The sequence below is a fragment of the Streptomyces sp. ID05-39B genome (assembly GCF_033794725.1).
In the GTDB taxonomy this organism is placed as follows: domain Bacteria; phylum Actinomycetota; class Actinomycetes; order Streptomycetales; family Streptomycetaceae; genus Streptomyces; species Streptomyces bobili.
Map to the genome: position 1 here is coordinate 23666 of NZ_JARGEF010000062.1, position 12468 is coordinate 36133.

Consider the following 12468-nt stretch of genomic DNA (forward strand, 5'->3'; position numbering starts at 1 on the left):
CGGCGGACAGAACCGGAACTACACCGCCGGGACGCAGCGGCCGTCCTCGGTCCGGTACGTCCACGTCGCACCCTCGGTCACCAGTTCCCGCACCGCCGTCACGAAACGGTCGACGTGCTCGTCGGGGGTGCCCGCGCCGAAGCTCACGCGGATCGCGTTGAGGGACTTCTCGCCGGGGGCCGCCTCGGGGGCACCGCACTCGCCCTGGGTCTGGGGGTCGCTGCCCAGGAGGGTGCGGACCAGGGGGTGGGCGCAGAACAGGCCGTCGCGGACGCCGATGCCGTACTCGGCGGAGAGCGCGGCGGCGAAGTGCGAGCTGTTCCAGCCGTCCACGACGAAGGAGATGACGCCGACCCGCGGGGCGTCGTCGCCGAAGAGGGACAGGATCCGCACCTCGGGGACCTCCGCGAGGCCCGTGCGGACCTTCTCGACGAGGTGCTGCTCGCGGGCGACCAGTGCGCCGAAGCCCGCCTCGGTGAGCACCTTGCACGCGGAGGCGATGGAGTAGGCGCCGATGACGTTGGGGGAGCCCGCCTCGTGCCGGGCGGCGCTCTCGTGCCACTCCACGTCCACTCCCCCGTCCTGACGCCGGGTGACCTTGCGGCTGGCGCCGCCGCCCGCGAGGTACGGCTCGGCCGCCCGCAGCCAGTCGGCGCGGCCGGCCAGGACGCCGGAGCCGAAGGGGGCGTAGAGCTTGTGGCCGGAGAAGGCGACCCAGTCGACGTCCAGGTCCCGGACGGACACCGGATGGTGCGGGGCGAGCTGGGCGGCGTCCAGGACGATCCGGGCCCCGTGGGCGTGGGCCGCGGCGGCCAGTTCGCGTACGGGCCACAGCTCGCCGGTGACGTTGGAGGCGCCGGTGACGCAGACCAGGGCGGGGCCGTGCGGGTCCCGGCCGGCGAGCGCGCGCTCCAGGGTGGCGACGGCCTGCCGCGGGGTGCGCGGGGCGTCGAGGTAGGTGACCCTGGCGTCCTGCCACGGCAGCAGCGAGGCGTGGTGCTCGGTCTCGAAGACGAAGACCTGGCAGCCGGCGGGAAGCGCGGCGGCGAGGAGGTTGAGGGAGTCGGTGGTGGAGCGGGTGAAGACCAGCTGGTCGTCGGCCCGGCAGTCGAGGAACTCGGCGACGGTCCGGCGGGCGTTCTCGAAGAGGTCGGTGGAGAGCTGGGAGAGGTAGCCGGCGCCGCGGTGGACGCTGCCGTAGTAGGGGGCGTAGGCCGCCACGTCGTCCCAGACACGCTGGAGGGCGGGAGCGCTGGCGGCGTAGTCGAGGGCCGCGTAGCCGACTACGCCGCCGGTGACGAGCGGAACGGTGACGTCACGGCCCAGAACGGGCAGCGGGGCGCAAATGGTCTGGGTGGCGGCAGCGGTGGAGACAGACATGGCGAACTCCCGTGAGAGGCAAGGGCCGCGGGTTCGGGGGAGACCCCGAAGGGCACGGCGACACGCGAGCGACTACGGCTCAAGCGTGGGAAAGGTGACAGAGGGACGCTGAAGCGGGGCTCTGCGGCCCTATCGCATTCGCTTGCTCACGGAAGGCTCCTCGACGACCAGGACCCCTGGCCGCGCTCACTCGGAAGAGAGTGCGAGGGGTCCGCGCTTGCCGTAGACCTTGCTGTCTGCGGCCTGGTCCTCACCCGGGGCACCCCGCCACGGACGGAGGGTTGCCGGACAGTCGGCCGGGGCCTCATGACTGTCGCTCATGACCTGGTACAGCATCCTGCCATACGATCATCGACGCGCAAGGCGCGGTCCATTCCCTGAGACGGCCTGGACCGCGTCCTCGCTGCGCGCCTAGGCGTGGGTGACCGCCGCCCAGCGGTCCAGCGTCCGCTTCGCAGCCCCCGAGTCGAGGGACTCCGCGGCCCTGGCCATGCCGGCCCGGAGCTGCTCGGCGAGCGGCGCCCCGGTCGGCTCCAGAGCGACCAGGGCCGCCGCCGAGTTCAGCAGTACGGCGTCCCGGACCGGGCCCGTCTCGCCGTCCAGCAGCCTGCGCGCCACCTCGGCGTTGTAGGCGGCGTCGGCGCCCCGCAGGGCCTCGACGGGGACCATGTCGAGGCCGACGTCGCGCGGGTCGAAGGACTCCTCGGTCACCTTGCCGTCCCGGACGACCCAGACCCGGGAGGTGGAGGTCGTCGTCAGCTCGTCGAGGCCGTCGTCGCCGCGGAACACCAGCGAGGAGTTGCCGCGTTCGGCGAAGACGCCCGCGACGATCGGCGCCATGCGCGGGTCCGCCACCCCGACGGCCTGGGCGCGCACCCGGGCCGGGTTGGTCAGCGGACCGAGGACGTTGAAGACCGTGCGGATGCCCAACTGGCCACGGGCGGCGCCCGCGTGACGCAGCGCCGGATGGAACTTGATCGCGAAGCAGAAGGTGATCCCGGCCTCCTCGGCGACCTCGGCCACCCGCTGCGGGGTCAGGTCGAGGCGGACGCCCAGTTTCTCCAGGACGTCGGAGGCGCCGGACGCGGAGGACGCGGCCCGGTTGCCGTGCTTGACGACCTTCGCACCCGTGCCGGCGACGACGATCGAGGACATCGTGGAGATGTTGACCGTCTTCGCGCCGTCCCCGCCCGTGCCCACGATGTCGACCGTCGCGCCGGGCACCTCGATCACGTTGGCGTGTTCGTACATCGCGCGGACCAGTCCGTTGATCTCCTCGACGGTCTCGCCCTTGGCGCGCAGCGCCACCACGAACCCGGCGATCTGGGCGTCGGTGGCCTCGCCCCGCATGATCCGGTCCATCGCCCACGCGGTGGCGTCGGCGCTCTGGTCGCGGCCGTACAGCAGGGCGTTCAGCACCTCGGGCCAGGAACGGTCCGCCGCGGTGTCGCCTCCGGCGGGGGTCACAGCGCTCATAAGCCGCTCCTGGTTCGGTGTGGTCCCGCTGCACGGGACGCGCGTCTCTACAGGTCCACCCTATCCAGCCGCGGACAGGGCGAAGGGCCCCGTCCGAACACCGGACGGGGCCCTTCTTTCGTTGCGTGGCGACGCAGTGATCAGTGGTGGCCGTGGCCGCTCGTGATCTCCTTGTACTCCTCGACGGTCGGCTTGGGGATCTGGTTCTCCTCGCCGTAGTACGCCTTGCTCAGCTTGACGCGGACCTTCTCGCCGCGCCCCACCTTGCGCTCGACGCCGTTCTCGTCGACCGTCGGGCCGATCTCGGCCGGCGTGTACTGCTCGTGCGAGGTGAGCGTGTAGAGCGCCTCCTGGCTGAGCGGCTCGTGCACCTCGATGAACTCACCGTGCGGCAGTCGCTTGATGGTGCCGGTCTCACGACCGTGCAGCACCTTGTCCTTGTCGCGGCGCTGGAGGCCGAGGCAGATCCGCTTGGTGACCACGAAGGCGATGACGGGTCCGGCGAAGAAGCCGATCCTGACGAACCAGGTGACCGCGTTGATCGACAGATGGAAGTGGGTGGCGAAGATGTCGTTGCCACCACCGATCAGCATGATCATGTAGCCGGTGACCCAGGCGACACCGAAGGCCGTACGGGTCGGGGCGTTGCGCGGACGGTCCAGGATGTGGTGCTCGCGCTTGTCGCCGGTGACCCAGGACTCGATGAACGGGTACATGGCGATCATGCCGAGGAACACACCGAACAGCACCAGCGGGATGAACACGCCCAGGACCAGCGTGTGGCCCCAGAAGTTGATCTCCCAGCCCGGCATGGCGCGGATCAGACCCTCGGCGAAGCCCATGTACCAGTCGGGCTGGGCACCGGTGGACACCTGATCGGGACGGTAGGGGCCCAGCACCCAGATCGGGTTGATGGACGCGAAGCCCGCGATGGCCGCGATGGCACCGAAGACCAGGAAGAAGAAGCCTCCGGCCTTGGCCATGTAGACCGGCAGCAGCGGCATGCCGACGACGTTCTTGTTGGTGCGTCCGGGACCCGCGAACTGGGTGTGCTTGTGGTAGAAGACCAGGATCAGGTGGCCGACCACGAGCCCGAGCATGATGCCCGGCAGCAGCAGGATGTGGATCGAGTAGAACCGCGCGACGAAGTCGCCGCCCGGGAACTCCCCGCCGAACAGGAACATCGAGATGTACGTGCCGACGATCGGCACGGACAGGATCGCGCCCTGCGTGAAGCGGACACCGGTACCGGAGAGCAGGTCGTCAGGGAGCGAGTAGCCGGTGAACCCGGTGAACATGCCCAGGACGAACAGCAGGAAGCCGAACAGCCAGTTGATCTCGCGCGGCTTGCGGAAGGCGCCCGTGAAGAAGACGCGCATCATGTGCACGAACATGCCGGCGAGGAAGATGACCGCGGCCCAGTGGTGGATCTGCCGGATGAGCAGACCACCGCGCACATCGAAGGAGATGTGCATGGTCGAGTTGAAGGCCTCGGACATCAGCTGACCCTGCAGCGGGACATAGCTGCCGTGGTACTCCACCTCGTTCATCGACGGGTGGAAGAACAGCGTCAGGTACACACCCGTGAGGATGATGATGATGAAGCTGTAGAGGCAGATCTCACCGAGCATGAAGGACCAGTGGTCCGGGAAGATCTTGCGCATGTTGGCCTTGGCCAGGGAGTAGATCCCCAGGCGGCCGTCGGCCCAGTCGGCGACCCGCTCGCCCGCGGGTGCCTTGCGGCGGTCGTCCTTGTTACTCATCCGCGCTCCCAGAAGGCAGGACCGACGGGCTCTTCGAAGTCGCCGAGCGCCTCGAGGTAGCCCTCGTCGTTCACGCCGATGCGCAGCTGCGGCAGGGCGTGACCGGCGGGGCCGAAGATGACTCGGGCACCGTCGGACAGGTCGAAGGTGGACTGGTGGCAGGGGCACAGCACGTGGTGCGTCTGCTGCTCGTACAGGGAGATCGGGCAGCCGACGTGGGTGCAGATCTTCGAGTACGCCACGATGCCCTGGTGCGACCACTCGAGCTCGCGCTTGTCCTTGATGTTGTCCGGCTGGATGCGGACGATCATCAGGGCGGCCTTGGCGATCTCGGTCTGGAAGTCGTGGTCGTGCTCCTCCAGGCCTTCGGGCTTGGCGAAGGTGAGGGAACCGACGGCGACGTCCGAGGGACGCAGCGGCTCGTTGGTGTTCACGTTCACGAGCAGCTTGCCCTTGGCCCACAGCGTGTGGCGCAGCTTGTCGCCGGGCAGCGGACCGAGGTCGCGCAGCAGCATCACGCTGGAGAGCGGGAACAGGGCCAGCGCGCCGAACATCGTGTTGCGGATCAGCTTGCGGCGGCCCAGCGCGGACTCCTTGGCGCCGTCCCGGAAGTCGGCCATGACCTTGGCCTTGACCTCGGGCTCGGCCGCGATCGGGTGACGCTCGTCGGCGATCTCCACGTCGGACATCAGGGTGCGGGCCCAGTGGACCGCTCCCGCGCCGATGCAGAACAGGGCCGCGCCCAGGGTCATACCGAGCGCGAAGTTCAGCGCGCTGATGTGGCCGAGCGGGAAGATGAAGACCGACTTGTCGTGCGGGATCGCCACGTACGAGACGATGAAGCCGACGGTGGCCAGCATCGACAGCGTGAACATGAAGGCGACCGCACGCTCGGACCGCTTGGCGGCCCGCTCGTCGATGTCCTGGATCCGGTGCTCGTGCGGCGGCAGCCCGGGGTCGGCGAACGGGTTCTTCTCGTCCGCGACGCCTACGGCTCCATGGGCGTGATCCTGCTCAGCGGGCAGGTTCTCTTCTGGAATGTCTTGGCTACTCATGACTTCTTGGCCTTTGCGGTCCGGGCGGCGACCCACACGGCTACGGCGATCAGCCCGCCGAGACCGAAGATCCAGCCGAAGAGGCCCTCGCTGACCGGCCCGAGGCCGCCCAGCTCAAGGCCGCCGGGGCTCTCGGAGTCGGAGCTGTTGACCGCGTCCAGGTACGCGATGATGTCCTTCTTGTTCTGCTCCGACAGCGTCGTGTCGGGGAAGGAGGGCATGTTCTGCGGGCCGGTCTGCATGGCCTCGTAGATGTGCTTGGGATCCACGTCCTCCAACGAGGGCGCGTACTTGCCCCGGGTGAGGGCACCGCCCTTGCCGGTGAAGTTGTGGCACTGGGCGCAGTTCGTGCGGAACAGATCACCGCCCTTGGCGATGTCCGCGCCCTCGGGGCCGTACTGGGCCTCGGTGGGGACGTTCGGGCCCGCGCCGAGCGAGGCGATGTACGCGGCGAGCTGGTCGATCTCGGCCTGCGTGTAGATGTTCTTCTTCTTCGGTACCTGGACGCCCTGGGAGGTCGCGGCCGGCATCCGGCCCGTGGAGACCTGGAAGTCGACGGCCGCGGCGCCGACGCCGACCAGGCTCGGACCGTCGGAACCGCCCTGACCGCCGGTGCCGTGGCAGCTGGCGCAGCCGACGGCGTAGAGCTTCTTGCCCTCGTCGATGGCGAGGGACTGGGCGGTTTCGTCTGCCTGCGCCTTGCTCGCGGGTGCGAACGCGGCGTACAGCCCCCCGGTGCATGCCAGCGCGAGGAGTAGGACGACGAGCGCCGCCATCGGATGGCGTCGTCGTGCGGAGAGCTTTTTCACGGATTACCCCGGTGTCAGGATCTTCTGCGTCGATGCGTGCGGGATGGGTGCGGGATCGGGCCCGGCTACTTGATCAGGTAGATCGTGGCGAAGAGGCCGATCCAGACGACATCGACGAAGTGCCAGTAGTAGGACACGACGATGGCCGCCGTCGCCTGCTCGTGTGTGAACCTCTTCGCCGCGTAGGTGCGGCCGAGGACGAACAGGAAGGCGATGAGGCCACCCGTCACGTGCAGGCCGTGGAACCCGGTGGTCAGGTAGAACGCCGAGCCGTACGGGTCGGAGGAGAGCGAGAGCCCGTCCTTCTTGACCAGCTCGGTGTACTCGTACACCTGACCGCCGATGAAGATCGCACCCATCACGAAGGTGACGATGAACCACATCCTGAGCTTCTTCACGTCACCGCGCTCGGCGGCGAAGACGCCGAGCTGGCAGGTGAGGGAGGAGAGCACCAGGATCGTGGTGTTCGTCGCGGAGAACGGAAGGTTCAGCGCGTGGGCCTTCTCGGACCAGAAGTCCGGACCCGTCACCGATCGCAGGGTGAAGTACATCGCGAAGAGGGCCGCGAAGAACATCAGCTCGGAACTCAGCCAGATGATGGTTCCGACGCTGGTGAGGTTCGGCCGGTTGACCGACGGGTGCGCGTGCCCGGTATCTACTGTCGTTGCTGTCGCCACGACCGACATTATGTCGGTCGCTTATCCCGCCCTCACTCCGGGGGGTGCCGTTCGGAGTGTTCACACGTCGTGTACTGCCCGGATGGCCCATCGCAGGCATGTTCCAACAGGTGTTGACGGGGTGTTCGGGGGAGTAGCATCCGCCCCATCGGTACCCCGGAAGTTCCACTCCAATGACGCGGAGGAACCATGCAGGCGACCGCCACGGTGCTGGTCTACAGCGACGACGCCAACACCCGGGAGCAGGTGCGGCTGGCCGTCGGCCGGCGGCCGGCCCCGGACGCGCCCCTGGTCGAGTTCCTGGAGTGCGCGACGTCCGCCGCCGTGCTGACGGAGCTGGACAAGGGCGGGATCGACGTGTGCGTGCTGGACGGCGAGGCCGCGCCCATGGGCGGCATGGGACTGTGCCGGCAGATCAAGGACGAGGTGTTCCGCTGCCCGCCGGTGCTGCTGCTCATCGGGCGGCCGCAGGACGCGTGGCTGGCCACGTGGAGCCGGGCGGAGGCTGCGGTGACCCTGCCGGTGGATCCCGTGGAGTTCGCGGCGGCCCTGGCGGCGATTCTGCGGCGCAAGAACCTGGTCGGCACCTGAGAGGCCGGGTGCGGGGGTTTTCCGGCGGCTGAGGGCCCGTGCGTGGCTGTCTGCGCCGGTCCCCGCGCTCGTGGGGGGGGGCTATACGGCAGCCGGTCGCAGCCTTGAGGGGTCCTCCTCCTGGGTCTTCTGCTTGCCACCGGTCAGGGCGCTGCCCTCGCGCCACTTCCTCCAGTCCAGGTTCCAGTCGCCGAAGCCGTTGCCGAAGGTCTCCATCGTGTCGCCGCCGCTGTTGACGACCTGGACGATGTCGCCCTCGCGGACGTTGTCGAAGAACCACTCGGCGTTCGAGGTGCTCATGCCGACGCAGCCGTGGCTGACGTTGGCGTAGCCCTGGGAGCCGACGGACCAGGGGGCGGCGTGCACGTACTCGCCGCTCCAGGTGACGCGGGTGGCGTAGTAGACGGGCAGGTCGTACGACTCCGAGGAGCCCTCGGCGATGCCGACGCTGGTGCCGCGCATCTGTACGAAGTACTCCTTGCCCAGGATCACCTTGACCCCGTTGCGGGTCTCGAAGCCGGGCTTGCCCGTGGTGACGGGGATCTTCTTCACCTCTTCGCCGTTGCGGTACAGCGTGAGGGAGTGCGAGGAGGCGTCGGTGACGGCGATGACGCGGTCACCGATGGTGAGTCTGACGTCCTTCGACCTTCCGCCCCAGATACGGTCGCCGACCTTTATGCCGTCCAGGTTGCTGTGGACGCGGATCGTGGCGTGGGCGGGCCAGTAGTCCTTCGGGCGGTAGTGCAGCGTCTTGTCGTCCACCCAGTGCCAGCCGCCCTGCACGGCGGGCTTGGCGTCGACCTTCAGGGCGCGTTCGACGACGGCCCGCTGGGCGGGGTCCTTGACCGCCCGGCTGAGTTCGGCGGTGACGGGCCGGCCGACGCCGTAGGTGCCCGCGCCGGGGCCGAAGGTGACGGTCAGCCGCTTCTTGGCGGTGGGCTTTCCGGTGTCGAAGGTGAGGACCCGGCGGCCGGGGGCGCCGTCCTCGTCCTCGGTGCTCACCCGGACCGTGTAGTGGGCGTCTGCGGCCAGCGGCTCGGTGCTGTGCCAGCGGCTCCCGTCGGCGGAGAGTTCGCCCGCCAGGTAGCGGCCTGCGGCGTCGAGGGCGGTGACGTCGGTGATCCGTTCGTCGTCGTCCTCGGCCCTGACCTCCAGGGGCTTGTCCGGGTCGGCCTTCCTGGCGTCGCCGCCGGTGACGTTGAAGGAGATCTGGTCCGTCGCGTCGTACGGACGTGAGGAGAGCGGGTTGCCGTCCGAGCCGCAGGCGGTTGCGCCCGCGACCAGGGCGGTCACCAGCAGGGTGCAGCTGACGACGGTGCCGGGGCGGGGTTCGTGGCTCATGACCTCACGCTAGGCAGCCGCGTCAACCATGGCGCGCTGGGTGACACGTACGGGCGACTCCGATTACGGCAAAAGCAGGAGCCCGGACGCTCCTGACGGAGTGTCCGGGCTCTGACGCGCGCGTCGCGTGCTACTGGGTGCGGTTCTCACCGCGGTAGTACTCGAAGACCCAGCCCCACAGGCCGATGAGGATCAGCGGGGCGGAGAAGTAGAGCAGCCACCAGCCGACCGCGACCCCCAGGAAGGCGAGGGCGCCGCCGACGGCCAGGGAGAGCGGCTGCCAGCTGTGCGGGCTGAAGAAGCCCAGCTCGCCGGCGTCGTCCGCGACGTCCGCCTCCTTGTTGTCCTGGGCACCGGTGTCGACCCGCCGGGCGGTGAAGCCCAGGTAGAAGCCGACCATGATGGCCAGGGCGAAGGACAGGAAGAGCGCTGTCGTACCGACCGGCTCCTTCGACCACACGCCATAGACGGTCGCCATGGCAAGGAGGAAGACGGCGAGCCAGATGAACATCGTGCCCTGGATCTTCACTTGCCGGCCTCCTTGCTGCCCGCGATGGCGCCGGCGCCGTGACCGGCGTGCTCCAGCTGCTCGAGTGCTGCGATCTCGGGGTGGTGCAGGTCGAACGCCGGGGATTCACTGCGGATCCGCGGCAGGGTGAGGAAGTTGTGCCGCGGCGGCGGGCAGGAGGTCGCCCACTCCAGGGAGCGGCCGTAGCCCCACGGGTCGTCGACGGCGACCGGCTTGCCGTACTTGGCGGTCTTCCACACGTTGTAGAAGAACGGCAGGACGGACAGGCCGAGCACGAACGAGCTGATCGTCGAGATCGTGTTCAGGGCGGTGAAGCCGTCGGCGGCCAGGTAGTCCGCGTAGCGGCGCGGCATGCCCTCGGCACCCAGCCAGTGCTGGACCAGGAACGTGCCGTGGAAGCCGGCGAACAGCGTCCAGAAGGTGATCTTGCCGAGGCGCTCGTCGAGCATCTTGCCGGTCATCTTCGGCCACCAGAAGTGGAAGCCGGCGAACATCGCGAAGACGACGGTGCCGAAGACGACGTAGTGGAAGTGCGCCACCACGAAGTACGAGTCCGACACGTGGAAGTCCATCGGCGGCGAGGCCAGGATGACGCCGGTCAGACCACCGAAGGTGAAGGTGACCAGGAAGCCGGTCGCCCAGAGCATCGGGGTCTCGAAACTCAGTGACCCCTTCCACATCGTTCCGATCCAGTTGAAGAACTTCACGCCCGTCGGGACGGCGATGAGGAACGTCATGAAGGAGAAGAACGGCAGCAGCACACCGCCGGTGACGTACATGTGGTGCGCCCACACCGTCACGGACAGGCCGGCGATCGAGATCGTCGCGGCGATCAGGCCCATGTAGCCGAACATCGGCTTGCGGGAGAAGACCGGGATGATCTCACTGATGATGCCGAAGAAGGGCAAGGCGATGATGTACACCTCTGGATGGCCGAAGAACCAGAAGAGGTGTTGCCACAGCAACGCGCCACCGTTGGAGGCGTCGAAGATGTGGGCGCCGAACTTGCGGTCCGCCTCCAGGGCGAACAGCGCGGCCGCGAGGACCGGGAAGGCCAGCAGGACCAGGACGGCCGTCAGCAGCACGTTCCACACGAAGATCGGCATGCGGAACATCGTCATGCCCGGTGCGCGCATGCAGATGATCGTGGTGATGAAGTTGACCGAGCCGAGGATGGTGCCGAAGCCGGAGAAGGCCAGACCCATGATCCACATGTCGGCGCCGATACCCGGGCTGCGGACCGCGTCCGACAGCGGGGAGTAGGCGAACCAGCCGAAGTCGGCCGCGCCGTCCGGGGTGAGGAAGCCACCGACGGCGATGAGCGAGCCGAACAGGTAGAGCCAGTAGGCGAACATGTTCAGCCGCGGGAACGCGACGTCCGGCGCGCCGATCTGGAGCGGCATGATCCAGTTCGCGAAGCCGGCGAACAGCGGCGTCGCGAACATCAGCAGCATGATCGTGCCGTGCATCGTGAACGCCTGGTTGAACTGCTCGTTCGACATGATCTGCAGGCCCGGACGGGCCAGCTCGGCGCGCATGAAGAGCGCCATCACGCCACCGATGCAGAAGAACGCGAACGACGTCACGAGGTACATCGTGCCGATCGTCTTGTGGTCCGTCGTGGTGAGCCACTTGACGACGAGTTCGCCGCGGCGCTGAGCCCGGACCGGCAGCTCGTCCTCATAGTGGGACCCTGCTGCGGCGGCACCCTGGGGTTCGTTGAGGATGCTCACAGGTTTGTCGTCTCCCGGTTCTTCTCGTGGGCCGTCTGCTCGATGCCCGCGGGAACGTAACCGGTCTGCCCCTTCTTCGCGAGGTCCTTGAGGTGCTGCTCGTAACGCTCGGGGGAGACGACCTTCACGTTGAACAGCATCCGCGAGTGGTCGACGCCGCAGAGCTCGGCGCACTTGCCCAGGAAGGTGCCCTGCTTGTTGGGGGTCACCTGGAAGGCATTGGTGTGGCCCGGGATGACGTCCTGCTTCATGAGGAACGGCACCACCCAGAAGGAGTGGATGACATCCCGCGAGGTGAGGACGAAGCGGACCGTCTTGCCCTCGGGGAGCCAGAGGGTCGGACCGGGGTTGTGGGTCTGCGGGTTCCGCTCACCGGGGGTGCCACAGGTGTAGACACCGCCCGCGTCGGCCGGGAAGTCCTTCTTGTACCGGTCCGGGATGGCGGCCAGGTTCTTGTCGGACTTCGCGTCACCGGTGGAACCGTCGACGCCCTCGATGTAGTTGAAGCACCAGCTCCACTGGAAGCCGACCACGTTGACCGTGACGTCGGGCTTCTTGTCGAGGCTGAGCAGCTTGGATTCGTCGCGGGCCGTGAAGTAGAAGAGGACCGAGACGATGATGATCGGTACCACCGTGTACAAGGCCTCGATGGGCATGTTGTACCGGGTCTGCGGAGGTACCTCGACCTTGGTGCGGCTGCGCCGGTGGAAGAAAGCACTCCACAGGATCAGGCCCCACACCAGCACGCCGGTGGCCAGCGCGGCAGCCCACGAGCCCTGCCACAGGGAGAGGATCCGCGGAGCCTCTTCCGTGGTCGGGGTGGGCATACCAAGGCGGGGGAAGTCCTCGTATGTGCAACCGGTTGCGGTCGCAAGGACCAGGCCCGCGGTCAGTGCCTGCAGCAGCTTCCGCCGCATCGGGCGCCGCGGCGAGCGGTCGGAGCCGTTGGGACTCACGTAGCGCCTTCCCGAGAGTCTCGCCCGCGCGGTCGGCTGCGGCCTTCTCGCTGGTAGGTCGCCGCCCTGCGTCGGGCAGGGGTTTGGATGTTTATGCGGACCAAACCCTACTGGACGCGTTTTGGGGTCGCGCGGGCGAGACTCTCGGGAAGGCGCTA

11 protein-coding genes and 1 riboswitch are annotated in these 12468 nt (G+C 68.2%); of the genes, 1 reads left to right on the plus strand and 10 read right to left on the minus strand.

Going from position 1 to position 12468, the window contains the following annotated elements; genetic code table 11:
- Nucleotides 1-18: 18 nt before the first annotated feature.
- The 6 genes from P1P75_RS16215 to P1P75_RS16240 all read right to left on the minus strand — a co-directional run bounded on the left by P1P75_RS16215 (nt 19) and on the right by P1P75_RS16240 (nt 7169).
- On the minus strand, nt 19-1380 hold the full coding sequence (locus P1P75_RS16215) for an aminotransferase class V-fold PLP-dependent enzyme (protein ID WP_319255810.1): 1362 nt from the start codon (nt 1378-1380) through the stop codon (nt 19-21).
- A 208-nt stretch (nt 1381-1588) separates the two neighbouring features.
- A riboswitch (SAM riboswitch) is annotated at nt 1589-1705 on the minus strand.
- An 86-nt stretch (nt 1706-1791) separates the two neighbouring features.
- The gene (gene trpD / locus P1P75_RS16220) at nt 1792-2856 is read right to left on the minus strand and encodes an anthranilate phosphoribosyltransferase (protein WP_319255812.1); all 1065 of its coding nucleotides are present in this window, start codon (nt 2854-2856) and stop codon (nt 1792-1794) included.
- 140 nt (nt 2857-2996) lie between these two features.
- Complete coding sequence (locus P1P75_RS16225) at nt 2997-4619, minus strand: cytochrome bc complex cytochrome b subunit (protein ID WP_086768184.1); 1623 nt, start codon at nt 4617-4619, stop codon at nt 2997-2999.
- The gene (locus P1P75_RS16230) at nt 4616-5674 is read right to left on the minus strand and encodes a Rieske 2Fe-2S domain-containing protein (protein WP_319255814.1); all 1059 of its coding nucleotides are present in this window, start codon (nt 5672-5674) and stop codon (nt 4616-4618) included. Before P1P75_RS16230 ends, P1P75_RS16225 begins: the two co-directional genes overlap by 4 nt.
- Nucleotides 5671-6483: a c-type cytochrome gene (locus tag P1P75_RS16235; RefSeq protein ID WP_319255816.1), complete on the minus strand. Its 813-nt coding sequence runs from the start codon at nt 6481-6483 to the stop codon at nt 5671-5673. Before P1P75_RS16235 ends, P1P75_RS16230 begins: the two co-directional genes overlap by 4 nt.
- A gap of 65 nt (nt 6484-6548) precedes the next feature.
- Nucleotides 6549-7169, minus strand: a complete 621-nt coding sequence (locus P1P75_RS16240; protein WP_073491889.1) for a heme-copper oxidase subunit III — start codon at nt 7167-7169, stop codon at nt 6549-6551.
- A gap of 180 nt (nt 7170-7349) precedes the next feature.
- Between P1P75_RS16240 and P1P75_RS16245 the strand changes: the two genes are divergently transcribed.
- Entirely contained in the window at nt 7350-7751 is a 402-nt protein-coding gene (locus P1P75_RS16245) for a hypothetical protein (protein WP_086768178.1), read from the plus strand.
- An 81-nt stretch (nt 7752-7832) separates the two neighbouring features.
- Here the strand turns inward: P1P75_RS16245 and P1P75_RS16250 are convergent, their stop codons facing one another.
- The 4 genes from P1P75_RS16250 to coxB all read right to left on the minus strand — a co-directional run bounded on the left by P1P75_RS16250 (nt 7833) and on the right by coxB (nt 12310).
- Nucleotides 7833-9092, minus strand: a complete 1260-nt coding sequence (locus P1P75_RS16250) for an Ig-like domain-containing protein (RefSeq protein ID WP_319255818.1) — start codon at nt 9090-9092, stop codon at nt 7833-7835.
- Nucleotides 9093-9222: 130 nt separating this feature from the next.
- On the minus strand, nt 9223-9621 hold the full coding sequence (locus P1P75_RS16255; RefSeq protein WP_086768173.1) for a cytochrome c oxidase subunit 4: 399 nt from the start codon (nt 9619-9621) through the stop codon (nt 9223-9225).
- Entirely contained in the window at nt 9618-11354 is a 1737-nt protein-coding gene (gene ctaD, locus P1P75_RS16260; RefSeq protein WP_319255820.1) for a cytochrome c oxidase subunit I, read from the minus strand. Before ctaD ends, P1P75_RS16255 begins: the two co-directional genes overlap by 4 nt.
- Entirely contained in the window at nt 11351-12310 is a 960-nt protein-coding gene (coxB, locus tag P1P75_RS16265; RefSeq protein WP_319255822.1) for a cytochrome c oxidase subunit II, read from the minus strand. The genes ctaD and coxB overlap by 4 nt, the downstream gene beginning before the upstream one ends.
- Nucleotides 12311-12468 lie beyond the last annotated feature (158 nt).